General features: G+C 57.8%; 27 protein-coding genes. 14 read left to right on the top strand and 13 right to left on the bottom strand.

Features of this window, described 5'->3' with window-relative positions; translation table 11 throughout:
- The first annotated feature begins 88 nt into the window (after positions 1 to 88).
- Positions 89 to 1,999 (top strand): DEAD/DEAH box helicase, encoded by a 1,911-nt coding sequence (locus tag Q0778_RS14995; protein WP_298301998.1) that lies wholly within the window; start codon positions 89 to 91, stop codon positions 1,997 to 1,999.
- Positions 2,000 to 2,017: 18 nt separating this feature from the next.
- Here Q0778_RS14995 and Q0778_RS14990 read toward each other — a convergent pair whose 3' ends face one another.
- Together Q0778_RS14990 and Q0778_RS14985 are read right to left on the bottom strand one after the other, a co-directional pair.
- Complete coding sequence (locus tag Q0778_RS14990; RefSeq protein ID WP_298301996.1) at positions 2,018 to 2,941, bottom strand: calcium/sodium antiporter; 924 nt, start codon at positions 2,939 to 2,941, stop codon at positions 2,018 to 2,020.
- A 27-nt stretch (positions 2,942 to 2,968) separates the two neighbouring features.
- Positions 2,969 to 3,592, bottom strand: coding sequence for a ribonuclease HII (locus Q0778_RS14985; protein ID WP_298301994.1), 624 nt, complete (start codon positions 3,590 to 3,592; stop codon positions 2,969 to 2,971).
- Between Q0778_RS14985 and Q0778_RS14980 the strand changes: the two genes are divergently transcribed.
- From Q0778_RS14980 to Q0778_RS14955, 6 genes are all read left to right on the top strand, one after another.
- Positions 3,591 to 4,742, top strand: coding sequence for a PQQ-dependent sugar dehydrogenase (locus Q0778_RS14980; RefSeq protein ID WP_298337159.1), 1,152 nt, complete (start codon positions 3,591 to 3,593; stop codon positions 4,740 to 4,742). The two genes, Q0778_RS14985 and Q0778_RS14980, sit on opposite strands and share 2 nt — an antisense overlap.
- A 40-nt stretch (positions 4,743 to 4,782) precedes the next feature.
- On the top strand, positions 4,783 to 5,313 hold the full coding sequence (locus tag Q0778_RS14975) for an N-acetyltransferase (RefSeq protein ID WP_298301990.1): 531 nt from the start codon (positions 4,783 to 4,785) through the stop codon (positions 5,311 to 5,313).
- A 65-nt stretch (positions 5,314 to 5,378) separates the two neighbouring features.
- A complete protein-coding gene (locus tag Q0778_RS14970; protein ID WP_298337157.1) occupies positions 5,379 to 5,927 on the top strand; it encodes a DUF1285 domain-containing protein in 549 nt (182 codons plus the stop codon).
- A 6-nt stretch (positions 5,928 to 5,933) separates the two neighbouring features.
- Positions 5,934 to 6,530, top strand: a complete 597-nt coding sequence (locus Q0778_RS14965) for a CoA pyrophosphatase (RefSeq protein ID WP_298301986.1) — start codon at positions 5,934 to 5,936, stop codon at positions 6,528 to 6,530.
- 102 nt (positions 6,531 to 6,632) lie between these two features.
- Entirely contained in the window at positions 6,633 to 7,826 is a 1,194-nt protein-coding gene (locus Q0778_RS14960) for a CCA tRNA nucleotidyltransferase (RefSeq protein WP_298301984.1), read from the top strand.
- A 253-nt stretch (positions 7,827 to 8,079) separates the two neighbouring features.
- Positions 8,080 to 8,619, top strand: a complete 540-nt coding sequence (locus Q0778_RS14955; protein WP_298301982.1) for a hypothetical protein — start codon at positions 8,080 to 8,082, stop codon at positions 8,617 to 8,619.
- A gap of 198 nt (positions 8,620 to 8,817) precedes the next feature.
- Here the strand turns inward: Q0778_RS14955 and parC are convergent, their stop codons facing one another.
- Positions 8,818 to 11,109 (bottom strand): DNA topoisomerase IV subunit A, encoded by a 2,292-nt coding sequence (gene parC, locus Q0778_RS14950; protein WP_298301980.1) that lies wholly within the window; start codon positions 11,107 to 11,109, stop codon positions 8,818 to 8,820.
- 210 nt (positions 11,110 to 11,319) lie between these two features.
- Here parC and Q0778_RS14945 point away from each other — a divergent pair, with 210 nt between their 5' ends.
- Entirely contained in the window at positions 11,320 to 11,685 is a 366-nt protein-coding gene (locus Q0778_RS14945) for a hypothetical protein (protein WP_298301977.1), read from the top strand.
- 291 nt (positions 11,686 to 11,976) lie between these two features.
- On the opposite strand, the gene Q0778_RS14940 is transcribed toward Q0778_RS14945, so the two are convergent.
- The 6 genes from Q0778_RS14940 to Q0778_RS14915 form a co-directional block, all read right to left on the bottom strand.
- The gene (locus Q0778_RS14940; protein WP_298301975.1) at positions 11,977 to 12,084 is read right to left on the bottom strand and encodes an enoyl-CoA hydratase; all 108 of its coding nucleotides are present in this window, start codon (positions 12,082 to 12,084) and stop codon (positions 11,977 to 11,979) included.
- A 40-nt stretch (positions 12,085 to 12,124) separates the two neighbouring features.
- Entirely contained in the window at positions 12,125 to 12,232 is a 108-nt protein-coding gene (locus Q0778_RS14935) for an enoyl-CoA hydratase (protein ID WP_298301973.1), read from the bottom strand.
- 41 nt (positions 12,233 to 12,273) lie between these two features.
- On the bottom strand, positions 12,274 to 12,381 hold the full coding sequence (locus tag Q0778_RS14930; protein WP_298337155.1) for an enoyl-CoA hydratase: 108 nt from the start codon (positions 12,379 to 12,381) through the stop codon (positions 12,274 to 12,276).
- Between the two features lie 273 nt (positions 12,382 to 12,654).
- Positions 12,655 to 12,990, bottom strand: coding sequence for a 2Fe-2S iron-sulfur cluster-binding protein (locus Q0778_RS14925; protein WP_298301971.1), 336 nt, complete (start codon positions 12,988 to 12,990; stop codon positions 12,655 to 12,657).
- Between the two features lie 4 nt (positions 12,991 to 12,994).
- Positions 12,995 to 14,098 carry a cysteine desulfurase family protein gene (locus Q0778_RS14920; RefSeq protein WP_298337153.1) on the bottom strand — a complete coding sequence of 368 codons (1,104 nt, stop codon included), beginning with the start codon at positions 14,096 to 14,098 and terminating at the stop codon, positions 12,995 to 12,997.
- 106 nt (positions 14,099 to 14,204) lie between these two features.
- The gene (locus Q0778_RS14915) at positions 14,205 to 15,194 is read right to left on the bottom strand and encodes an aminotransferase class V-fold PLP-dependent enzyme (protein ID WP_298337151.1); all 990 of its coding nucleotides are present in this window, start codon (positions 15,192 to 15,194) and stop codon (positions 14,205 to 14,207) included.
- Between the two features lie 122 nt (positions 15,195 to 15,316).
- Between Q0778_RS14915 and Q0778_RS14910 the strand changes: the two genes are divergently transcribed.
- Positions 15,317 to 15,973, top strand: coding sequence for an alpha/beta hydrolase (locus Q0778_RS14910; protein ID WP_034959385.1), 657 nt, complete (start codon positions 15,317 to 15,319; stop codon positions 15,971 to 15,973).
- Between the two features lie 171 nt (positions 15,974 to 16,144).
- Complete coding sequence (locus Q0778_RS14905; RefSeq protein ID WP_298337148.1) at positions 16,145 to 16,822, top strand: TonB family protein; 678 nt, start codon at positions 16,145 to 16,147, stop codon at positions 16,820 to 16,822.
- 24 nt (positions 16,823 to 16,846) lie between these two features.
- Here Q0778_RS14905 and Q0778_RS14900 read toward each other — a convergent pair whose 3' ends face one another.
- Positions 16,847 to 17,059 carry a hypothetical protein gene (locus Q0778_RS14900; RefSeq protein ID WP_298337146.1) on the bottom strand — a complete coding sequence of 71 codons (213 nt, stop codon included), beginning with the start codon at positions 17,057 to 17,059 and terminating at the stop codon, positions 16,847 to 16,849.
- 99 nt (positions 17,060 to 17,158) lie between these two features.
- Between Q0778_RS14900 and Q0778_RS14895 the strand changes: the two genes are divergently transcribed.
- Together Q0778_RS14895 and Q0778_RS14890 are read left to right on the top strand one after the other, a co-directional pair.
- A complete protein-coding gene (locus tag Q0778_RS14895; protein WP_298301959.1) occupies positions 17,159 to 17,527 on the top strand; it encodes a DUF3597 domain-containing protein in 369 nt (122 codons plus the stop codon).
- A 183-nt stretch (positions 17,528 to 17,710) separates the two neighbouring features.
- Entirely contained in the window at positions 17,711 to 19,324 is a 1,614-nt protein-coding gene (locus Q0778_RS14890; RefSeq protein ID WP_298337144.1) for a cyclic nucleotide-binding domain-containing thioredoxin-disulfide reductase, read from the top strand.
- Between the two features lie 22 nt (positions 19,325 to 19,346).
- Here the strand turns inward: Q0778_RS14890 and Q0778_RS14885 are convergent, their stop codons facing one another.
- From Q0778_RS14885 to Q0778_RS14875, 3 genes are all read right to left on the bottom strand, one after another.
- Complete coding sequence (locus Q0778_RS14885; RefSeq protein WP_298337142.1) at positions 19,347 to 19,886, bottom strand: DUF937 domain-containing protein; 540 nt, start codon at positions 19,884 to 19,886, stop codon at positions 19,347 to 19,349.
- 27 nt (positions 19,887 to 19,913) lie between these two features.
- On the bottom strand, positions 19,914 to 20,279 hold the full coding sequence (locus tag Q0778_RS14880; protein ID WP_366519551.1) for a hypothetical protein: 366 nt from the start codon (positions 20,277 to 20,279) through the stop codon (positions 19,914 to 19,916).
- 137 nt (positions 20,280 to 20,416) lie between these two features.
- Positions 20,417 to 22,081, bottom strand: a complete 1,665-nt coding sequence (locus tag Q0778_RS14875; protein WP_298337140.1) for a phosphoenolpyruvate carboxykinase — start codon at positions 22,079 to 22,081, stop codon at positions 20,417 to 20,419.
- Between the two features lie 349 nt (positions 22,082 to 22,430).
- On the opposite strand from Q0778_RS14875, the gene Q0778_RS14870 reads away from it, so the two are divergent.
- Together Q0778_RS14870 and Q0778_RS14865 are read left to right on the top strand one after the other, a co-directional pair.
- Positions 22,431 to 23,219, top strand: a complete 789-nt coding sequence (locus Q0778_RS14870; protein ID WP_298337138.1) for a response regulator transcription factor — start codon at positions 22,431 to 22,433, stop codon at positions 23,217 to 23,219.
- On the top strand, positions 23,212 to 24,810 hold the full coding sequence (locus Q0778_RS14865; RefSeq protein WP_298301950.1) for an ATP-binding protein: 1,599 nt from the start codon (positions 23,212 to 23,214) through the stop codon (positions 24,808 to 24,810). The genes Q0778_RS14870 and Q0778_RS14865 overlap by 8 nt, the downstream gene beginning before the upstream one ends.
- Positions 24,811 to 24,825: the final 15 nt, after the last annotated feature.

Raw genomic sequence — 24,825 nt, 5'->3', positions numbered from 1 at the left:
CCGCGTGAACACGGTGCATAGGGTGCGCCTATCTCATGCCCTCTTCACTGCCCGCGAACCTTTCGCGCTTTCATTCAAGCGAAACTCTATGTCTTTTGAAAATCTCCCGCCCGTTTTGGGCGAAGCCTTGGCCGAACGTGGTTATAGCGAACCGACATCGGTCCAAGCCGCTGTCATTGCCCCTGAGGCAGAGGGCCGCGATTTGATCGTCTCTGCGCAGACGGGTTCAGGCAAGACGGTTGCCTTCGGTATTGCGCTGGCGGATCAATTGCTCGCCAATCTCAGCAGCGTGCCGTTGATCGAGCGCCCGTTAGCTTTGGTGATTGCGCCCACGCGCGAGCTTGCGCTTCAGGTTAGCCGCGAATTGGGCTGGCTTTACGGAAAAGCCGGGCTTCGCATCGCCACGTGCGTCGGCGGCATGGATGCCAGCAAGGAGCGGCGCGCGCTGCGTTCTGGCCCTGCGATTGTCGTGGGCACGCCGGGTCGATTGCGCGATCATATTGAGCGTGGGTCCCTCGATCTTTCTGATCTTGTCGGGCTGGTGCTCGATGAGGCGGACGAGATGCTCGACATGGGCTTTCGCGATGATCTTGAGGAAATCCTTGACGCAACACCCGAAACGCGGAGGACGCTGCTATTCTCGGCGACAATGCCGCGCGCGATCCAGCGGTTGGCCGAGCGCTACCAATCTGATGCCTTGCGCCTCACCCTGAAAGGACAAGAGCGTGGGCATGGCGATATCAGTTATGAAGCGATCACCGTTGGCCCATCGGAGATTGAAAACGCGGTGGTCAACCTCCTTCGGTTTCACGAAGCGCAATCGGCGATTTGTTTCTGCGCAACGCGCGAAAGCGTTCGGAGGCTGCACGCCACCCTGCAAAACCGTGGATTTGGCGTGGTCGCTTTGTCTGGCGAGCACTCGCAATCCGAACGCAATCAGGCGCTTCAGGCGATGCGGGATCGGCGTGCGCGCGTGTGTGTGGCAACCGATGTGGCAGCGCGCGGGATCGACCTGCCGACCCTGAGCCTCGTGATCCATGTAGAGACGCCGCGCGATGCGGAGACTTTGCAGCACCGCTCTGGCCGAACGGGGCGCGCGGGCAAAAAGGGCACGGCGGCGATCATCGTTCCTTACAACCGGCGCAGGCGCGTTGAGAGCATGCTGCGTGGCGCAAAGATTGAAGCGAAATGGCTTGATGCGCCCACGCCAGAGGCAATCCGCAAGAAGGATCACGCGCGGTTGATGGAAACGCTCACAAAACAGGTTGAGCATGAGGACGACGATCGCGCCATTGCAAAGGAATTGATGGAGCGTTTGCCCGCCGAGGACATCGCTGCGGCTCTTGTTGCGGTCCACCGGGCCAAACTTCCAGCCCCCGAAGAGCTGCTCGCCAATACACCCGAAGCGCGTCAGAAAGCGAAGACCGAGCGTCACCGTCCTGGCTTTGAAGATGTTGTGTGGTTCAAGATGGGTATTGGCCGAAGGCAGAATGCAGAACCCCGTTGGCTGCTCCCGCTCATCTGCCGACGCGGGCATATTACGCGCAATGAGATTGGCGCTATCCGCCTGGGACAAGAGGAAAGCTGGTTCCAAATACCGCGCGCGATTGCGGCCAAGTTCTCCGCAACGATTGAGCGCACAGCCGATAGCGAAGATCAGCAGGACGCGATCTCTATCGAGGAATCGGCTGAAGGCCCGCGCATGGAAGCGCGTCAGAACCGCAAGAACGGTGGTCCGAGGGTCCACGCCAAGCCTTTCCGGAAAGGACATGGTGGGAAACGTGAAGGCGGCAAGTGGGAAGGTGAAAAGAGTCACGAGGGCAAACAACGCTCTGTTTCTGAACGCGGTGAACGATCAGAGGGCAAGCCGAAAAGTGGGAAACCATTCGGAGGTCCGAACTCGGGCAAGCCAAAGTCGGATAATAAGAAAAAGGGCCCATTCAAGAGCAAAAAAAGCAACCCCAATAAGGGCAAACCTAAAAGGGATAAGCAGCGCTAGGGCTTAGGGCTCCTGACCCTAGGCAAACACCAGAACGACATTCGCGATAAAGGCAGCGAGCAATACCGCGCCCAGCGTCCGCCCAATGCTCTTGGCAAACCACAAAAGCGCCAGAAGCGCGGCGGCGCTGGCGGTGAGGAGCGCCATTTGCAGACCGGCAAGCTCTGCCGGAAGCGCAACCGGCGCGATGCTCATCGTCGCTCCGCCAATCAGCAGAATGTTGTAAATGTTCGAGCCCACGACATTACCGAGCGCCAACGCCGATTTGCCGCGCAAGGCCGCGGCGATCGAGGCGGCAAGTTCGGGCAGACTGGTGCCAACAGCGACCACCGTCAGGCCAATGACTGTCTCAGGAACCTTAAAGATCGTCGCAAGATCAATTGCGCCGGTCACCAATGCATTTCCGCCTAGCACGAGTATGCCCAGCCCTGCGACAAACAGCAGTCCCGCAATCACGCCGTTTTGTGGCCCCTCTTCATCCTGTTCCTCAGCAGCGGCGGCCCCAGGGTGACGATAGCGCCACACGATATAGGCGATGATGCCAAACAGCAGCGCAAAGCCGATCCACCGCGCACCGTAGCCTGACAGCACAAGCCCCCACAGGAGCAGCGTCGCCGCCAAAGCAACCACGGCATCGCGTCGGCCGGTTCCAGTCAGCACGATTGGAGCAACCAAGGCTGACACCCCAAGGATCAGGAGCGTATTCGCAAGGTTGGACCCGACGATATTTCCCCAGGCAATCTCTGGGGACCCGGCAAGGCTGGCCTGAACGCTTGCCACCATTTCTGGCATGGAGGTCGCAAATCCGACGATCACCAGCCCGGTAAAAAGCGTTGATACGCCAAGCTTTTGCGCAATGCCGACCGCACCGCGCACCAGGAGTTCTCCGCCCACAGCCAAGCCCACAAGGCCAGCGAGGCTCAAAAGGATCGCATTTAACATGGCGTACGCGCGTAAAGCCTTGAGCCGCTAAAGCAAGCGCGCTTGGGCGACCGGGGCAAAACTCTGACGATGGAGGGGCGTTGGTCCGTGTTTGCGAAGGGCCTCCATATGCTCTTTCGTGCCATAGCCCTTATTGCGCTTCCAGCCGTACTGCGGGTGCGCTTCGGCTGCTTCGACCATCAACCTGTCGCGCCATTCCTTGGCAATAATCGAGGCGGCGCTGATCGCTGGTTCTATCCCATCCCCACCAACAATGGCGCGTGCGGGCCAACACCAATCGGCGCATCGACGCTCTGGCGTTTGATTGCCATCGATCAAGACAATCTCGGGCGAACTGTCAAACTGCGCGGCCAAGTCGTTCACACAGCGAGTCATCGCTTCCATGGTCGCCTGAAAAATATTGAGCGTATCGATCTCGCTCGGCTCCACTACCGCAACCGCCCATTGGCAGCCGCTGCGCAGTTCCTTGTCGAGAGCAGCCCGACGTTTGGCCGATAACTTCTTGGAATCTGCGACACCCGCCGGTATCTGCTCTCCCAGAACGACTGCGGCGGCCACCACTGGTCCGGCCAAAGGTCCCCGCCCCGCCTCATCGACCCCGATTACGATAGGTTGGGCACCAATTTTGAGATCAGGAGTTTCTTGGGCCATGAACACTCTTTCGAAAATGACAGTCCTATCCTCACTCCCCATGCTCGCACTCGCAAGCTGCGCCAATGCAGAAGATGGGGAAAGCGCGGCGGCTGAGGCCTCTTCAGGTGAAATGACCATCGCCGAGATGGGCGAGTTTGAGCGACCTTGGGCGATTGAATTCGCGCCGGGTACAAACATGCTTTTCATCACCGAAAAAGAGGGCGTACTCAAGGTCATGGACACCGCAACCGGAGCCACGGCGACTGTCGCAGGCGCGCCTGAGGTCGCCTTCGGCGGCCAAGGCGGCTTTGGCGATGTCGCTTTCCTGCCAAGCGAAACTTCGGACAGTGTCGATGGCCGCACGATCTATCTAAGCTGGGCCGAATTCGGCAAAGCAGATACCCGCGGCGCGGTGGTTGGCAAAGGCACCCTTGCCTGCCCCACCATGGACAATTGCGCAGTCGAAGGTCTGGAAGTTATCTGGCGGCAATGGCCAAAGGTCACGGGTCGCGGGCACTATTCACACCGCATCAGCTTCTCACCAGACGAACAATATATGTTCGTTGCAAGCGGCGATCGACAGAAGCTTGATCCGGCGCAAGATCGCGGCAGTGCGCTCGGGAAGATCCTGCGTCTGAACCTTGATGGAACTCCAGCCGAAGGCAATCCTTGGGAAGGCGAATCTCGACCGATCAGTGAAATCTGGTCATGGGGTCACCGCAACATTCTTGGCATGGACTGGGATGCAGAAAACCGTTTGTGGGATGTTGAGCATGGCCCTGCGGGCGGTGATGAACTCAACCTTGTGAAGCGTGAAGCCAATTACGGCTGGCCCACCCGCTCATATGGTGAGCATTACAATGGCGACCCAATCACCGACCACAGCGCCGATGATGGCTTTGAAAAGCCCGCTATATGGTGGACCCCCGTAATCGCACCGGGCGACATGCAATTCTACAAGGGTGAGATGTTCGCCGATTGGCAGGGTGACGCGTTGATCGCGGGCCTTTCCAGCAAAGCGGTTGTCCGTGTCGAGATCGATGGTGAGACCGCGAAAGAGGCTGCACGCTATCCGATTGAAGGCCGCGTACGCTCGCTCGACATTGCCGATGACGGCAGCATTTGGATCGCCACTGACGAAGGCGATGTGATGCGTCTTTCGATGTAGGCTTGGCAAGGCGGCGCAAAGCGCCTAGCCGCCCGCATCTATGTCTGATGCAGCCACTCTAGTCCCTTTGGGAGCGGTTCCGCCTGCCATGATCGAGGAAGTGCTCGATCGTGTCTTTGGTGAGGATCGCCACACGCGCACCGCTTACCGAATTCGCGAAGGGATGGAATGGCTTGAAGCGCTGAGTTTTGCGGCGCTTGATGCCGACGAAATGCTGGTGGGCACGATCCAGTGTTATCCGGTCAGCCTCCTAACCAAGGGCGGCGCGCGCGTCCCATTGGTGATGGTCGGCCCTGTCGCCGTCATTCCTGAGCGGCAGGGCGAAGGGTTTGGCGTTGGCCTGATGATGGCGATGCTCGATGCCGAAGCGCGCATGGCAAGCGAAGGATCGCCCGTCTTCCCGCAGGTGCTGATCGGGGATGAGGATTACTATGGACGCTGGGGCTTTAGTGCCCGCATGACCGGTGGCTGGGGCTGCCCCGGCTCTTATGAAGCGCGGCGGCTGCTCGCGCGCGGTGCTGCGCTTTCTCAGATGCCCGCAGAGGGAATGTTGGGGCCATGGACGGCGTAATGCTCCCATAGAATCGGAAAGGCTCTTTCCTACGCCCTCACGTTCTGCCATCGCCTCCTGCGACTATGCCCTACGAGCCTCCTCCCTATCTGGCTGAACTCAGCCTCTCCGAAATCGCTGATCAGGTGGAACAACGAAAGCTTCCTCCGGTTGAGAACTGGGACCCGCAAAAGCAGGGCGATAGCTTTATGCGGATCGCGGCCGACGGCAGTTGGTATCACGAGGGTGACCCCATTCGACGGCCCGCAATGGTGCGCGCATTTTCCGGTCTGCTCACCCGCGATGACAAGGGTCAGCACCATCTGGTTACGCCGTTTGAAAAACTGACCATCGAGGTCGAAGACGCAGCCTTCATTGCGGTCGATTGCGTTTCCAAGCATGGCGATCTTGCATTTCGTCTCAACACCGATGATTTGGTCGTAGCAGGGCCTGATAATCAGCTGCGCGTGGCGGGCGATCCCGAAACGCCAGCGATTTACCTTCATGTGCGGCGTGGGCTCGAAGCACGGCTGAACCGCTCAACTTATACGCAACTGGCTGAAATCGCGCTTGAAACTGGCGGCGATGATTGGATCGTCTCCAGCCAGGGCGCGCTGTTTTCCTTGAAGAGCTGAAATTTGATGCCCTTGTTCGAGAAACTCAGCGACCTTTATCAAGAGGGCCATGCGAAGAACCTGACGGACCAGCTGACCGACCCGAATCTGACCGAAGACGGGCGGGAAACTCCGGCAGCCGTCCTGATAGCTGTGACCGACCGCCCTGAACCAGGTGTTCTCCTCACCCAGCGCCCGAGCGACATGCGCGATCACCCAGGGCAAGTCGCCTTTCCAGGTGGGAAATGCGATGAGGGCGAAGACGCGATCACCACTGCCCTGCGCGAGGCGGAGGAAGAACTCGCCCTGCCCCGCGATGCAGTCCGCGTCATCGGAACAAGCGATCTCTACACCACCGGCACAGGGTTTCATGTCACCCCGGTTCTGGGTGTGGTGCCGCCTGATCTGCCCCTCACCCCCAACCCCACCGAAGTGGAAGCATGGTTCGAAGCACCGCTCTCTCTGCTTCTGGAACGGTCAAGCTGGACCTCCCAAGAGGTTTTCTGGAAGGGCCAGATGCGCCGCTATCTGGAATTGGATTATGAGGGTTTTCGCATTTGGGGCGTGACTGCCGCGATCCTTGCCAATCTGGGGCGGCGGATTGATGTCAAAGCTCTTTTATGACCCGGCTACCCTGAGCTTGTCGAAGGGCTGAACTTCATTATAGGCCTAAATACCGGAAAGAAGGGCAATCCTTCGACAGGCTCAGGATGAGCGGGTTATTTGATGCCGAACACACTTCAAATCGCAGACTGGCCGAAAGGCGAAGGGGCCGAGGCGCTGGTGACAGCGCTTGGCGCTGACAATATGCGATGGGTCGGAGGAGCTGTCCGTGACACCTTACTCGGACTTCCGGTCAAAGACATCGATTGCGCGACCACCCTTGAACCTGATGAGGTTGCTGAGCGGTGCAACAAGGCGGGCATCGCAATTGTCCCCACTGGAATCGAGCACGGCACCAACACCGCCATAGTTTCGTTGAGTGATGGGACGAAAGAAGTGTTTGAAGTCACTACCTTGCGCCGCGATGTCGCCACCGATGGAAGACGAGCGACGGTTGCCTTCGCAAAGGAATGGCACGAGGACGCGGCAAGACGCGACTTCACCATCAATGCACTTTACGCCCACCCGGAAACACTTGAGATTTCGGACTATTTTGGCGGGCTAGATGACCTTACCGCACGCCGAGTGCGTTTTATTGGCGATGCCCGCGCGAGGATCGCTGAAGATTACCTCAGGATCCTGCGATACTATCGCTTTCAAGCACGTTTCGGCGCTGAACTCGATCCCGTGGCAGAAGAGGCGTGCGCGGAGCTTTCAGCCACACTCAAAGGCCTGAGCCGAGAACGCGTGGCGGACGAGCTTTTGCGCCTTCTGACCCTTCCCGATCCGGGCGAGACAGTCGCTCGCATGTTCGAGCGTGGTGTTCTGCCTGTGATACTGCCAGAGTCATGCGCTCCTCATGTGAGGGCCCTGCACAAGCTCATCGAGTGTGAGGCTGAGCAGTCCATTGCTCCTGATCCCATCCGCAGACTGGCAGCGCTCCTGCCGCCGTCTCCCGATGTCGCCGAAGGCATCGCTGCGCGCTTGAGACTGTCCAAGGCTCAACGCGCGCGGCTTGTTTCAGCTGCAGAAAGGCAAGGAACGGACGCCGACGCACCCCAAGCTCTGGCCTATCAGCTTACTGTTCCGTTCGCGGTCGACCGACTGCTCTTGCTCGGACACGATGCACGCCCACTCGAGGGCTGGGAACCGCCCATCTTTCCCCTCAAAGGTGGAAACATTGTCGAACGCGGTGTCGCCGCTGGACCACAGGTTGCTCGGTTCCTGCAAACGGTCGAGAAGTCCTGGATAGCCGAGGGCTTTCCTGATGCCAGCAGGGTTGCGCAAATCCTGGACAGCGTCCTCAAAGAAGGCTGACGTTTACGTTAAGGCGAGCTTCACGAGCGGCGGATTAGGGATAGGCTTCGGTCGCTGGCTTGCCACACGAGCCCTCACCTCTTACGGGGACCACCGCGTATTTTGGACATTCGTTCAAAGTGTGTGCTCCCACGGTTGCTGACCTGCAAGACGGCTGCGTGCCAGAATGCAGTTCTGTCGCCGCGCCCGCGCCACGCTCGCTTTCGGCCGTGGTGCCTCTCGATTTTTGGAACTAACTGGAGTGAACTGAAGAATGAAATTTGCAAAACTGGCACTCTTCGCCACAGCTATCGCCGCAACCCCAATCGCAGCAAACGCACAAGACGTTGGCGCGACCGTTTTCGGTAATGATGACGCTCCAGTCGGTACTGTGGAAAGCAATGACGGCACGACCGTCACAATCGACACCGGTAAGCACAAGGCTCCGCTGCCGCTTAACTTGCTCGCCGAGCGCGAAGGCAAATGGACGATCAACGCGACGCAGGCTCAAGTCAATGGCCTGATGGACCAACAGATGGCTCAGGCTGAAGCTGCGGCTGAAGCTCAAGCCGCTGCCGAAGCCGAAGCCGCCGCTAAACTCAATGCTGCTTTGACCGTCGGCTCCGCTGTCATTACCGCCGATGCAATGCCACTCGGCACCATCAGCGAGCTTGATGCAGCCAACGTGGTGGTCACCAATGACGATGTTGGTCTTGTGACACTACCACGCGGTTTCTTCGCGCTCGATGCCGAGGATCAACTGGTCGCGCGCGCCAATCTCGCTGACATCATGGCGGCCGTCCAAGGTGGCTAGGCATTGCTGACAATCTGCAAGGGCCTTCCCAGCGGGGGCCTCCTTCAGAGCCGCGGCCATCGGGGATGATGGCCGCGGCTTTTGTTTGGGGACAATCAACTCGCGGAGCGAGTTGCAAGGGTGGAGTCGAAGCGTAACGAAGCGGAGGACGTCTAGCGAGGAAACGCGTCCGGATGGGCGCGCGCAGAACAAAGCGCCCTAGAACCGATTGTTCTTGGGGAACCCTTGTGGAGGCATGCGTCCAGCGGCACCGCGCGCGACCTTCCACTGCCAAATCTCGCTCTCGGTGCGCGTGCGCTCTCCCGACCCCCCCATTTGCCAGCTCAGCCCTTCGTTAAGGGTGAATGTGGTCGCATCGGACAGACCTCCATCACGATAACGTTGTAGCATTACGCCTTGCCCGCGTGCCATCACGGGCATCTCTTCCATATTGAAGACGATCAGTTTGCGGTTTTCACCGACCGCTGCAACGTGATCATGCCCTTCGGGAATCTCGCGGATCACTTGCAATTTGGCGTCGCCCTTAAGGTTCACCACCTGCTTGCCCTTCTTAGTCTCCGCAATCAGCTCTTTGGTCTCTGCGATAAAGCCCTTACCGATGCTGGATGCGAGCAGCAGCCGGCCTTCGGGCTTGTGCACCAACATTGAAGCGATGCTGGATTCGGATGGAAGGTCGATCATATTGCGAACCGGTTCACCAAAGCCGCGCGCACCAGGAAGCTTGTCGCACCCAAGGGTGTAGAACCGGCCATCAGACCCCGCAATCAGAAGCTTATCCGTGGTTTGCGCGTGGAGGATGAAGGCAAGCGCGTCGCCTTCTTTATATTTGAACTCTTGGTCCAGATCGACGTGACCCTTCGCGCCTCTGATCCACCCCTTCTGGGATAGGATCACTGTTACAGGCTCTTTCTCGATCATCGCATCCATCGAGAATTCAACCGCAGGCGCGGCCTCTTCGATCCGTGTGCGGCGTGCGCCAAGGGCAGTGTCCTCGGCATAATCCTTGCGGATGGCGCGCAGGTCTTTCTTAAGGCGCGTGCGCTGGCGTGCAGGGCTTTCAAGGAGCTTGTTAAGCTCGTCCTGCTCTTTGAGAAGTGTGTCCTTCTCTGTGCGCAGTTCCATCTCCTCAAGCTTGCGCAAAGACCGCAGGCGCATGTTGAGGATAGCTTCGGCCTGGCGATCAGTCAGCTTGAACTCGGCCATCATCACTTGCTTGGGCTCATCCTCGTAACGGATGATTTCGATCACCCGGTCAAGATTGAGGAAGGCTGTGATGTAGCCTTCGACCAGTTCCAAACGCCGCGCAATCTGGTCGAGGCGATGCTGTGTTCGGCGTTGAAGGATCTCGATCTGCGCGGCAGTCCAGTTCTGGAGTAGCTCCTTCAGCCCCATCACCATGGGTGTGCGCGTCGCATCCAGGACATTCATATTGAGACCAAAGCGGGTCTCCATGTCGGTAAGCTTGAAGATGCTCTCTTTGAGCAAATCAGGGTCCACATTGCGCGAGCGCGGGACCAGCACGATCCGGATACTCTCATCTGACTCGTCGCGAACGTCGTCGAGAATGGGCAGCTTTTTATCCGCAATCGCCTGAGCGATCTGCTCGATCAGCTTGCCCTTCTGCACTTGGTACGGGATTTCGGTGATGACCAATTGCCATTGCCCGCCGCCAAGGCGCTCGATCCCAGCCGCCTGATCCTCGGACTTCTCGGCCTCTGGCGCGTTAAACACACCGCGCAAACGGAAACTCCCGCGGCCGGTGCGATAAGCCTCTGAAATCACCTTAGAGCTATCCACCAGCTGGCCGCCGGTTGCAAAATCTGGCCCCTGCATCAACTCCATCAGGCGCTCATGCTCGACATGCGGATTGTCGATCAGTTCAAGCGTCGCATCAATCACTTCGGCGGCATTGTGCGACGGGATATTGGTCGCCATGCCCACCGCAATCCCGCTGGCCCCATTGGCGAGGAGATTGGGGAAGAGCCCCGGCATCAATTCCGGCTCTTCTTCCTCGCCATTGTATGTCGGGATGAAGTCAACCGTGCCTGCGTCCAGCCCTTCCATCAGCTGGATCGCAGTCTTGGTCAGGCGGGCTTCGGTATAGCGATAGGCCGCAGCATTATCGCCGTCGATATTGCCGAAGTTCCCTTGCCCTTGCACGAGAGGGTATCTGAGTGAGAAATCCTGAGCGAGGCGAACCATCGCGTCGTAGGCCGCTGTATCGCCGTGCGGGTGATATTTACCGATCACCTCACCTACAACGCGGGCAGATTTCTTATAGGTGCTGTCCGGCGAAAGCTTCAACTGGCGCATCGTCCACAACAGCCGCCGATGAACCGGCTTTAACCCATCGCGAAGGTCAGGAAGCGAACGCGCGGTGATCGTCGAGAGCGCATACACAAGATAACGTTCAGACAACGCCGCATCAAAAGGCGCATCGACAATCGCATCGAACGGATCTGTTTCGTCAGTAGTCGCGGGATCAGCCATGCATCCCGCTTAGCAAGCCATCGCTTGGTGCGGGAGAGGCATTTCCACAGGAATAGATAGACTGATATGAGTTGCAAAAAAATGTACAGGATTTCGACAAATTTGAATGAATTGCGGAATTTTCAATAACGAAAGGGTGGTACCTCTGAGCTGGAGCAATTGGCGCTTCGGACCGGCCAATGCGGCACAGCCACGAGGAAGGTATTATGAATGGCGCTCAAAGTTCTGATCATAGAAGACGATGTTCTGATCGCCCGAGACATCTCCTACACCGTGGAGGATGCAGGCCACATCGTGGCAGGCATCGCTCGATCTACTGACCAGGCGAAAGAGATGATCGCAGATGCCAGACCGGACTGCGCTACCCTCAACTTCACATTGCTGGACGGTCCAAGCACTGCAATCGCACAGCATCTCCACGACTTGCATATACCCTTTGTGCTGTTGTCGAATGACGGCGAACGCGCGAAACAACTGCTCCCGATGGCTCCCTGGAGAGTGATCGAGAAGGTGCGTCAAAGTATCGAGCTGGATGAAGCGTTGAATGACCTCAGCGCGGAACTCTCTGACGATTAACAGCGATAGTTCTCCCGCGTCACATCCAAATTTTCGAATGAATGAAGCAATGCGCGAGCCCCAGAAAAAGGGGCGCATCGGCCATAGGGGAGAGGAGCCGATGCGCCCTTAAGGGGACTGTTGTGTGCCTTTAGCGGATCAAGCGAGGATGCCGGGGTTCCCTAAGATTATCGCGGAGGCAAAGACTGCGGTGGTTGAGAAGACGGAAAGGGCGGCGGCGAAGAGGGTATTGGTTCGGGGCATTTTGGGTCTCCGGCATTATGGTCGGGGGCTTCCGGAACCCGTCAGCGATTAGGCGAAACCAAGTGGGCTGGCGGGTACGATGGCATAGGCAAACAGGCTAGCCGAGATAACAACTGAGAAAGCAGCGGCGAGGAGGTTATTAGTGGCAATGGTCATTGTAAGGGGCCTTTGATTTAGAGCTTTATCTTACCAGCAATTAGGCAAAAGCAGCGGGGCTTGCTGGAAGGATAGCGTAGGCGAGCAGGCTTGCGGTCACTGCGACTGAAAAGGCTGCGGCGAGAAGGTTGTTTTGAGCGATAGTCATTTTGAATTTCCTTTAAGTGAGTGCGTTTGTGGTACTTGAGATTAAGCAAATATTGTGGGGCTTGCCGGAACGATTGCGTAGGCAAGCAGGCTAGTTGAAACGATGATTGAGAAAGCAGCTGCGGCGAAGTTGTTCAGTGTGTTGGTCATGGTTCGGTCTCCGGTCTGATAAGGTTACTTTGGTCATTTGCGGGTTGTTTCCGCTGTATGCCAACTGCCTTGCAGACACCGTGCCAAACTCGAAAAACGGCAGAATTTAGGGGTTTTTACACATCAGCCAGACACGCGAAGTGGGCCCAAACACAAGGATTGGGAAATTTTACCACTGTTTAGGATTGGCTTAATCGCCTATTCAGACAGGATCGTTATAATTCCCGTCTTCAGAAGCTCGCGGCCCCTCATTGGGCTCCTTAGCTGAGCTTCTTACAGGCCTCTTGCATCGTGGCTTTCGCCCGGAACGCTGACGGTTAAACCGTCCATCTCTTGGGTAAGGTCAATCTGGCATGACAGGCGCGAGGTGCGTCGAGCGCCAGCTGCAAAATCGAGCATGTCCTCTTCCTCTTCGGAAGCCTCGCCGAGTTTATCGAACCATTGCGCCGCGACAATCACATGACAAGTGGAGCACGCCATCTGCCCCTCGCACGTCCCTTCAAGCGGGAGCCCGGCAGCCTGACCAAGCTTCAACAAATTGTCTCCCACCTCGCCTTCACATGCCACAGGCGATCCTTTGGGATCGATAAAGGTCACTTTGATTGTCATGAAATCAGTCCCAAAGCTCTTGATCTTTTGCGGCAGCTAAGATCGTCTTGGCAGCCTCGTCGATGTCTTCTAGCGTGGTGTAACGCCCCCAGCCCAGCCGGATCGAGCTTTTCGCCTGAACATCAGTGAGCCCGATGGCCTTAAGCACATGGCTTGGGCGTCCAGTGCCGCTTGCACATGCGCTTCCTGCGGAGAACATAATGTCGCGGCAGTCCGACATAAGGCGCGCGACATCGAGCCCGTCTTTGCGAATGTTCATATTGCCGTGCCAGCGCTCATCGGCGCTGCCGTTAAGGGTCCAGTGATCGAAGTGCTCGCACGCGCGGGCCCACAGCGTTTCGACATGCGCAGCGTCCTCCTCCATCCGAGATTGTGCAAGCGCTGCAGCCGCGCCCAGTCCCGCGATAAGCGCAGGGCTCAATGTGCCGGATCGAAGCCCGGCTTCCTGCCCGCCACCGAAGGTGAGTGGATCGACACTTGTCCCCTCGCGCAGCCACAAGGCCCCTATCCCCTTCGGGCCGTGGATCTTGTGAGCAGACATAGCGATGAAGTCCGCCGGGCAATCAGTCAGGTTGACCCGTCCAAAAGCTTGCACGCCATCCACCAACATCAGGGCATCATGCTGCCGGGCAATCGCGGCAATGTCACCCAAGGGATGGGTGACACCGATTTCGTTGTTGACCGCCATCGCAGCGATGAGCCTGGTGTTGGTGTTCACGGCTGCATCCAGTGCGTCGAGGTCCGCTATACCATCATGTTGCACTGGCAAGATGTCGAAGTCGCGCCCTTCCGCGTTCACGGGCCCTTTCCCATCGCGCACGGCAGAATGCTCGGTTGCGAAGGTCAGTACGTCACCGGTCGTGCCCCGCAAAACCGTGTTGAGCGCTTCGGTTGCCCCGCTGGTGAAGATCACCTGACCGCCGTGGGGGAAGAGCGCGGCGACTTTCTCGCGCGTGACTTCAATTGCAGCCGCGGCCTGTCGACCGAGTTTATGCGCGCTGTGGGGATTGCCGAAGCCGGTGCCATCTGGACCCTCAAGGTGCCTTAGCATCGCCTCACGGGCTTCAGGGGCGAGCGGTGTAGTAGCTTGGTAATCGAGATAGATCATTGAACTACCATTATATGCGTCATTGCGAGCAAAGCTAAGCAATCCAGAGCGCCGCACCCTGCTAGGCTGGATTGCCGCGTCGCCTGCGGCTCCTCGCAGTGACAAATCAGGCGAGTGATTTCCATGCCTCCAAGAATCGGTCGAGTTCTGCCGTGGTCGTATTCCACCCAAGACTAACCCGGATTGTGCGCGCTGCCACCACATCGCTCACGCCAAAGGCATCAAGCACCCGGCTCTTCTTGAGCGTGCCCGAAGAACACGCGCTTCCGGCAGAGACTGCAATCCCTTGTCCATCGAGCCGGATCAACAGAGCTTGCGCGCTGATCGAAGGGTGGGCGAGCGCGAAGATGTAATCGGTCTGATCGCCAAAGGTGAGAAGGTCATCGCCCAATTCTTTGGCGAAGTTTGCCCGCTCTTCCGCTGTGGTCGTCCATTCACCCGCCTCAAGCGCGCTCGCAAAGCCGAGCGCAGCTGGCATATTCTCGGTCCCCTGGCGGTATCCGCGCTCGTGCCCTCCCATCGGTTCGATCAGGTTGAAATCACGCACCAGCAGCGCGCCAATCCCGATCGGACCGCCCAGCTTGTGAGCCGAAACCACCAGCAAGTCCGCGTCCGGCAGGGTCAGCTTGCCCGCCGATTGCGCGCAGTCTGAGAGTAGAATCGCTCCTGTTGATTTGAGCGTCTCGCGCATTGCGGAGACTGGGTTGATGACACCGGCCTCGGAATTGACATGCTGCACCGCCAGGAGCGTATCCGTGTCAAACACGCTTTCGTCCTTGGATATCTTCGCATCAGGCGCCGCGCGAAACACTGCGTCATGCTCTACGGCGCTGACAATTCGGCGCGTGGCCTTTGCACGATTGAGAGCGATCCATAGGGCCTCGCTTGCACCACTGGTGAAGATCACTTCACCGTCCCAGTCGAGCGATGCTTTGATCCGAGCCCGCGCATCTTCGAGCATCTGCTTGGCCTTGCGCCCTTCAGCATGCGGGCTTGAAGGGTTTGACCATAGCGCAAGGCCCTCGTCCATCGCTGCCCTCGCCTCGGGGCGAAGCGGCGATGTCGCAGCGTGATCAAGATACACTCGGTTGGTCAATCATCACCCTTATTGCGAATAATTCTCAATAATTTGCACATTGCGTTAAGTGCCTATATAGAGCCGACAACCGCTGGCACCAGCCGGTGCTACAGCGCAACTCATTTCATAAAGGGTATTTGATGCCATCCGTCATCTTTCCCGGCCCCGAGGGCCGTCTCGAAGGGCGTTTTTCGCCGCCACCTCGTCCCCGTGCTCCTGTCGCGATGATCCTTCATCCCCACCCAGAAGGCGGCGGCACGATGAATGACCGGATTGTTCAACGGCTTTACAAGACCTTCACCGATCGCGGCTTTGCAACCCTGCGCTTCAACTTTCGCGGTGTGGGCCGCAGCCAAGGGTCGTTCGATAATGGCATAGGCGAGCTTTCCGATGCGGCAAGCGCGCTTGATTGGGTCCAATCGATCCATCCCGAGGCGCAGCAAACCTGGGTCGCGGGGTATTCCTTCGGCGCTCTGATCGGCATGCAGCTTTTGATGCGTCGCCCAGAAGTGCGCGGGTTTATCTCCGTCGCGCCGCCGGCCAATATGTACGACTTTAGCTTCCTTGCACCATGCCCCGCCTCGGGCATCTTTGTGCAAGGGGCGGCCGACACAGTGGTCCAGCCGAGCGCTGTCCAAAAGCTCGTCGACAAACTGCGCACACAAAAACACATCACGATCCATCACGATGAGATCCCACGCGCAAACCATTTCTTTGAGAATGAAATCGAAGAGATGATGGGCAGCGTGGACAATTATCTCAATTTCCGCCTGTCGCCGGATTGTCCGATTAAGTGAGTTAGTTCGGTGGTTTACGTCTGCGTGGCCACCCGGCAATTCGCAATTTAGTATTTGATTGCAACGGGTTGCATCGTGCGATGGGTCGCGCTTTGCAACTCGTTATTGCTTGTCACTCGCAATAACTCCTATCAGCCTCCACTCATCGCAAATCATGAGAGGAGAAAGTTCATGAGTTACGCGACCACCGCAAGGCGCCCCAACCCCCTCGCCGCACTTGGCGCAATGGGCGTCCCCGCAACCTTCGGTGCGATCCTCGTATTGGGACTCGCAGTGAAACAAGTCATCGTCCCACCCGTCCCAAATCCAGAAGCAACCGACATTCCTGATGTCGTCATTACCCCAGAGATAGTCGAGTCGGATCTCCCCCCCTCCCCCGCGAATACTCAGAGCAAGCGTGAACCGGAGTTTACCAGTACACGACCGGAAAGTGACTTGGAGTTTGAGCTGGGGTCAAGCGGGCCCATAGGCACTTTCGATGGCATCGACACCGGAACCACTCTTGGCACAGGGATCGCGGACTTTGTCCTTCCGCCGATCGAACCGATGCTCGACCCTGTCAGAGCCAGCCCGCGAGGCAATCCTGGCAATTGGATCATGACCTCCGATTATCGCAGCAGCTGGATCAGGCGCGAATTGACCGGCACGGCGCGGTTCACTCTGGAGGTCGACGCCAGAGGAAAAGTGAGCAGCTGCACCATCACAGGCTCGACCGGTCATACCGAGCTAGACCGTGCAACCTGCAACCTCATTCAAGAGCGAGCCGTGTTCAATCCCGCCAAGGGCTCAGATGGCGAAGCGACAGCAGGAACCTTCTCCAGCTCGGTCAACTGGACCATCCCTGACTAAGACGCAAAGTTGGCGGCCGGGGTACTAATCCGCTCCGGCCCCTTCAACCAAGTCGACGGGCGCCGTCCCTTCAGGCGTAGGGATCGTCCAGATGAGAACATTGCTGATCGCAATAAGCGCCAAAATCACCATGAGAGCAGGCTGCTTCACCTCACCCGTCCGTCGCCAATACAGAAAGGCACCGACAAGCAAGAGGATCGCGGCGAGCATCACTATCGAGAACACCAAATCGGTCATCGCTGACTAAATCCGCCCTTATGTCACATGTTGTAATTGCGCTGGCAAAGGAGGGATTGGACGGCTAGCTTCCTATGCGCAAGGTTCAAGGAGGGATTCATGGGTATTTTCAGTTCAATTTCTAACGCGATTTTCGGTTCTGACGAAGAGGAAGAGACCAAAACAGCTGCGGCAGCTCCTGCAGCAGCGCCCGCCAAGAAGGAACGCGCAGCCATCACCACCGATGTGGTAGAAACCCGGATCGCGGCCATTCCGGGTTCTGACGATCTCAATTGGCAGACTTCGATTGTCGATCTGATGAAGCTGGTTCGGATTGATCCGAGCTATGCAAATCGCAAAGCGCTCGCGATTGAACTGGGGAATGATGACTACTCTGGTACCGCTGAAGACAACATTGCATTGCACAAAGCGGTGATCGAGCAAATGGCTGCAGCGGGCGGCATCGTTCCTCCACATCTTAAAGACTAATCCATTCGCCCAATGCCGCGCCAGTTCACGGGGGCAGCGGGGGATAGGCAGAATATCCAAAGCGCCGCCGCACCAATGCAAGGGTTCGGCGGCGTTTCTTTTTGTCGGTCACCGTCCTCACCCCTGATTTTACTAAACCTAATTCCTATGTAGTTCCGCGACAGCAATCAGGAGGCGCTCGCAATGGAACACTTGGGTAATGACCTTGAAACGATGCGGAGAGTGCCACTCGCCGATTCTCATGTCGCTGCGATCTGCGAGTTCGGAGAAGAAAAAACCTATCCGGCTGGAACTATCGTTGCCGATATTGGCGATCGGATGGACACATTCGTCTATGTCCTCGACGGAGAGATTGAGGTGGTGGATCAGTATACGGGGAAACGTTTGCTGGACGCATCGCTGGGCCCCACCCAATTTATGGGTGAGATCGCATTCCTCAACCGAGGCACACACTACCTCAGGATGCGGGCGACCTGCGATACGCGAGTAATCGAGGCACCGCGCGAGGAAATGCTTGAGCTGATGAGCCGTGTTCCTGAGCTTTCCGATCACATCTTGACGGTTTACGCGGCTCGGCGACGCAGGCAGTTCGAGCTCTCAAACGGATCGGTCAAAGTGATTGGCGCGGATCGCGATGCCAAGGTGCAGGAGGTGGAACGCTTTCTGTCACGCAACCGCATCCCGTTCTCCAGCTATGACATGGAAAATGGTGACAGCGAAACGCTGGCGGCTTGCAATATTCTGGATCACGAGCCGGGCGTAATCGTCGGGACCGACACCAAGCTGGAAGATCCCACTCCGCGCAAGGTGGCGCAATTCTTGGGCCTGGACCTCGACATCTGTGCCCAACGCGATTTCGACTTGTTGATTGTCGGAGGAGGGCCCGCAGGGGTTGCAGCGGCAGTCTATGCCGGCAGCGAGGGGCTTGATGCTCTGGTGATCGAAGACACGGCGGTCGGCGGACAAGCGGGCACATCTAGCCGGATCGAGAATTACATGGGCTTTCCGACAGGGATCAGCGGCACAGATCTCACATGGCGCGGGCAAATTCAGGCGATGAAATTCGGCACACGCTTTGTGATGCCGCGCCGTGTCGTCGGGCTTGCGCAACGCGAGGATGGCGGCTTTTGCGCAACGCTGGATGATGGAGATGAAATCTGCGCGAAGTCGATCCTGGTTAGCACCGGGGTCCAATACCGCAGGTTGCCGCTTGATCGACTTGAACAGCTCGAAGGTGCAGGCGTGTTCTATTCAGCAACAGAAATGGAGGCGCGCTTTTGTTCTAAGACCGAGGCAGTGGTAATCGGTGGTGGCAATTCGGCCGGGCAGGCAGCAATGTATCTGAGTCGCACGGCTGCACATGTGCATCTGGTGGTGCGCTCTGGAAGCCTTGCAGCCTCCATGTCGAGTTATCTTTCCGAACGCCTCGAAGCCGACCCTCGGGTGACCATTCACTATCAGACCACCGTCACTGCGCTGCACGGGGGCGATTGGCTTGAAGGTGTGACGTTCACATCGCCAGAGGGCGAACGTCAGATCGATACCCGCGCGCTCTTCATCATGATCGGCGCTGCTCCCAACACCGAATGGCTGGGTGGCCTCGTCGATACCGATGAAAAGGGGTTCGTCATCACCGGAGCCGATGCGGGCAGGCAAAGCCCATTTGAGACCGGGACAGACGGTATCTTCGCAGTAGGCGATGTCCGCTCAGGCTCGGTCAAACGCGTGGCCAGCGCCGTAGGCGAAGGGTCAGTCGTGGTGAGTCGTATCTGGTCTTATCTCGACGGGCTGCGGTAAAGCGCAGCCCTCTAGCAGTCGCTCAGCGGCTCATCATTCCACCGACGATTGAGCCAAGAATACCGCCGAGACCGCCTGCGCCGTGCGATGCGGTGTTGCCAGCCTCCTTAGCCATGTAGCCAGCCACCGCCATCGCCAAAATGGGCAGCATCTTCTTGAGCATGCCCTCGTCAAGTCCGGTCATCCCAGCAACTTCGCCGGCGACCGAGCGGCTCACATCTTTGCTGCCAAAGATGTTGCCGAGAATATCATTGCCGGGCTGAGTCGGTGTTGGGCTTGAGCCAAGCACCGCGTCTAGCAATCCGCCGCCGATCAAGCCGCCAAGACCGCCACCAGCCGCACTTTGGCCGCCGCCTCCGCCCAGGATTGCTCCAGCGAGACTGCCGAGTCCGCCAAGCGGGTCAGGCGTCGAGGTTCCACCAGTGGCGCTGCGCCCCATGCCTGCCACAATCGCTGGCAAGAGCGCACCTGCAGCCGTCTTGGCAGTTCCCTCATCGACACCCAGTTCGCGCGCCATAGAAGAAATGGCACCCGTTTGTTGAAGCATGGCTGCGAGGCTCATCGGCTTTCCCCTCTCTCGCTTTTGGTCTTATTTTTTGCCGAACAGGCCGCTGGCGATGTCAGCAATGTCATCCAGCGGATTCCCGTCGCCATCGCGATCGAGCATTCCCATGATGCCGGAAAGATTGGAATCGCCGCCAAGTTTCTCGGCAAGATCACCAAGCGCTCCTTCACCGCCCAATTGCGAGACGATACCAGAAAGCGCCCCAGCATCGAGTCCAGTTTTCTGCGCAGCAAGCTCAACCGTATCGCCTTCTTCCGGGTGAGAAGCGCCAAGAGCGGCGACGGCTTTTTCAACCATGCCTTGGTCGAGGCCAACCTGCTCAGCAAGGCTCGCAACGGTGTCAGGCGAACCGGCCACCTGCTTCAAAAGTCCGTCCAGCATGCTCATCATTCTTCTCCCGTATCGAATCGTTGACGAGAGTGTGCCTCAAAGGCTTGCCAAAACAAAGCAAAAGCCCCGCTTGATGCACCTTGTTACAAGCGCACCAAGCGGGGCTCCCCTCTCCAGCTCGGAAACTGGTATATGGTTTAGGCCGCAACCACTCCTGCAGGCGCCGCTTGGCGGACACCCTCGTCAACGTGTGCTTCGAATTCGGCGAAATTGTCGATGAACAGACGCACCAACCTATCGGCGGTCGCATCATAGTCGGCTTTGTCTGCCCATGTACTACGCGGATCGAGGATCGTCTGATCAATCCCTGCTTCAGCAAGGACAGGTACATGAACTGGCACGTCGAAGCCAAAGTTGGGGTCTTTACGGAATTCAACACCATCAAGATTGCCATCGAGCGCAGCATTGAGCAGAGCACGGGTCGCCTTGATCGGCATGCGGTTGCCGATGCCATATTTTCCGCCGGTCCATCCGGTGTTGAGCAACCAGCACTGAACGCCGCCCTTGGCGATGCGCTCTTTAAGGAGGTTGCCGTAAACGCTTGGGTGGCGCGGCATAAAGGGCGCGCCAAAACAGGTTGAGAACGTCGCTTCCGGTTCGGTCACGCCGATCTCAGTGCCAGCAACTTTCGCTGTGTAGCCTGAAAGGAAGTGATACATTGCCTGATCCGGTGTCAGCCGAGCAATTGGAGGCAGCACACCGAACGCATCGGCAGTGAGCATCACTACATTGCTTGGTGCAGGGCCGAGGTTCTTCTCTGATGTGTTAGGTATGAAATTGATCGGATAGGCGCCGCGCGTGTTCTCGGCGAGCGTGTTGTCGTCGAAATCAAGCTCGCGGGTCTGTTCATCCATCACCACGTTTTCGAGCACGGTGCCGAACATCTTTGTTGTGGCGTAAATCTCGGGCTCTGCCTCTTCGCTGAGGCGGATCATTTTTGCATAACAACCGCCTTCGAAGTTAAAGACCGCCGTGTCTGACCAACCGTGCTCATCATCACCGATCAGCGTGCGCGATGCGTCCGCTGAAAGCGTGGTCTTGCCCGTGCCGGACAGGCCGAAGAAGACTGCCGTCTTGCCATCTGCGCTGATATTGGCCGAACAGTGCATCGGCATCACGCCTTTGGTCGGCAGCAGATAGTTGAGAATGCCGAAAACCGACTTCTTCATCTCACCAGCGTAACGCGTGCCGCCGATCAGGATCAGCTTCTCGGTGAGGTTTACTGCAATCACAGTTTCTGAATTGGTGCCGTGGCGAGCGGGATCGGCCTTAAAGCTGGGAAGATCGATGATCGTGTATTCCGGCGCAAAGTTCGATAGTTCTTCGGCGCTCGGGCGCACCAGCATCGTGCGGATAAACAGATTATGCCAGGCAAGCTCATTGATCACACGGACGTTGACGCGGTGCTCTGGCTGTGACCCGCCGAACAAGTCAGCGACATAGAGCGTCTCTTTGCCCGCAACCGCGCTCAGGAAATCTTCCTTGAGGTTGGCAAAGTGTTCGGGCGTCATACTGGCATTGACCTTGCCCCACCAAACGGTGTCCTCAGTGGTGGCATCGCGAACGATGAACTTGTCTTTCGCACTGCGTCCGGTCTTCGCGCCGGTCTTCACAACCAATGCGCCATGCTTCGAAAGATGGCCCTCACCCGCACTGACAGACGCTTCGACAAGAGCCGAAGTGCCAAGGTTAGAGTGGATGGTTGCAGGGGTTTCAATGCCTTGTGAGGTAAGAGGCTGGGCAAGGGGGATCAACGTGGGTACTCCTGAGACGGCTTCGCATTCTGCGCTTAGGCTACGCATACGTATGCATCGAGTGATCCGGCTGCAGATCCCGACAGCACTTTGCCGTGCTGGCGAGTCGTTGAATTTACCCGATCCCGATGGTGGGGATGCGCATAAAGCCGCACATTCACGCCGTCAAACCCCCATCACTACGCTGCATCGCAGCATTCACTCGCATCGCCTTTTCGCACCTGCGCGAGAGTCCTGAATCCTATGATCAAGCTAGCAGATGTCTGGACAAATTCGGCCTGTCCTCGTCCTTCACATATTTTGTGAAGTCCGCGCATGAAGGAATAATCAGCTTCATTGTTTCTCGTGGTGCATGGCGCTACCCTTGCTGAATTAATCGAAACAAGGACGGGCCAGAATGGCAGGCGATCTGCACGAAACCACACAGAACGATGCCCCTGGCCTATCCTTGGGCGAAGCAAGCGCGCCCTCCGAATCTGTCGAAATCGCCCTGGTCGATGATGATCGGAATATCCTAACCACAGTCTCGATTGCTCTTCAGGCCGAGGGCTTTGTCACGCGCCTCTACTCTGACGGTGAAACCGCTTTGAAGGCATTACTCGATAACCCGCCTGACTTGGCGGTGTTCGACATAAAAATGCCAAAGATGGATGGCCTTGAATTGCTGCGCCGTGTGCGCGCGAACTCCGCCCTTCCTGTTATCTTCCTCACCAGTAAGGATGACGAGGCTGACGAAGAGGTCGGCCTTGAGCTTGGCGCGGACGATTACATTGCCAAGCCTTTCAGTCTCAGGCTCCTTACCGCGCGCATCCGCGCAATTTTGCGCCGTGCTGATCCTGTACGCGAAGCTGGGCAAACCACCTCCACCAGCGAAACCGCGCATGCCAACATTGATCGCGGCCGGCTGTTCATGGACCCAGCGCGCCATCACGTGAAATGGGACGAAAAACCCGTCAGCCTCACCGTGACCGAGTTTCTGATCCTCGAAGCGCTCGCGGCGCGGCCCGGAGTCATCAAAAGCCGAAACCAGTTAATGGATGCCGCTTACCCTGACGATGTCTTCGTCGACGACCGTACCGTAGACAGCCATATTAAGCGTATGCGCCGCAAATTCCGCAGCGTGGATCCTACCTTCGGTGCAATCGATACGCTTTACGGCGCAGGTTACAGCTTTACCGATGGCTAGCATCAGCGCAGAGACCAACAACGAGCCGCGACCACCGATCACGCAGGCCATAGGTCAGGCGATTGAGCGGCCAGGTCTGTTTACGCGATTCTCACTCACAGCGCGCATTCTGGTGGTGAATATTCTGCCGCTAGCGCTGCTCTCTGGCGGATTGTTCTATCTCGACACCTATCGCACTCAGTTAATCGACGAACGCTTCAAACTGGCGCGGATCGAAGCACAGATTACGGCCGAGGCATTGGCAGGGGTCACCAAGGCGAGGCAGGAGGCATTGCTTGTTCAGATCGGTCAAGAACAGGGCATGCGCATGCGCATGTTCGACGCCGAAGGTCTCCTCTGGGCAGACAGCTTTGCACTCGATGAACCCGCTTTCGTGCTTGAAGACATAACCAATGATAGCCGGGAACAGGATCTCGCGCGCTGGCTTGACCGGATGGTCGATACGATCGTCAGCGCTGAACCCGTTCCCGATTTCGTGGAGCCCGAAGGACAAACAGCAGATGCCTGGCCCGAGCTTGTGCAAGCGCGCGAAGAGGGTTTCAGCCAAATCCGCCTCTATCGCTGGCTCGATGGCACCCCTGTTATCACGGCCGCTGCGCCGGTTGGTCTCAATGGGGCGACCCTCCTGACTGTGCGCAATGCAGTTGACATTACCGAAAGTGTCCGGGCAGCGCGCACCGCCTTGATCACGGCTGTGCTTGTTGTGCTCGGCGCTTCTGCCCTGCTCTCACTCTATCTTGCGCGCACCATTGTCTCACCGCTGCAGTTGCTTGCCGGCTCGACTCAACGTGTACGGCTTGGGCGCGAGCGCGATGTTGAGGTGCCCCGCCTTCCAGAGCGCAAGGATGAGATTGGTCAACTTGCTCGCTCGGTGTCTGACATGACTTTGGCGCTGCGGCAGAGAATCGACGCAGTCGACAGTTTTGCGGCCGACGTAGCGCATGAGATTAAGAACCCGCTCGCAAGCTTGCGGAGCGCTGTGGAGTCTCTGCCAAAAGTGCAAGACGCTGATACAAGGCGCGAGCTCGAACAGATCGCAACCCACGATGTGCGCCGAATCGATCGCTTGGTGAGTGAGATTTCCGATGCCAGCCGGATCGATGCCGAAATGAGCCGAGCAACGCGTGAGCGCATCGACATGGCAGACCTGGTCCGTGCCATCATCGGCAGCCGCGAAAATCGTTCTGAGAACCACGACCACCGAATCGAACTCGAAACGCGAGGGTTTAAGGCAGATGTCTTGGGAGTCGGCGCGAGGCTTGAACGTGTGGTGGAGAACTTGCTCGACAATGCGGTCTCTTTTTCTCCGCCCGACGCGGGTATCGAGGTCATGGTCGACAATGATGGCAATTGCGTCACACTAACCGTGTGCGATGCCGGACCCGGAATCCCTGAAGATTCACGCGAAAAAGTGTTCCAACGCTTTCACTCGATCCGCCCTGACGATGAAGATTTTGGCAACCATTCAGGGCTTGGCTTGGCTATCGCACGTGCCATTGCTGAGGCGCATGATGGCTCGCTGGTCGCAGAGGCTCGGCCGGGTGGGGAGCAAGGAGCCTGCCTGCGTTTGCAGCTTCCCGCTGCCGAGTAACGCGTGATCAAGGGG

The sequence above is a fragment of the uncultured Erythrobacter sp. genome (genome assembly GCF_947502395.1).
Taxonomy (GTDB): domain Bacteria; phylum Pseudomonadota; class Alphaproteobacteria; order Sphingomonadales; family Sphingomonadaceae; genus Erythrobacter.
The sequence above is the reverse complement of the archived record's forward strand: the minus strand, read 5'-3'. Positions and strand labels throughout refer to the sequence as shown.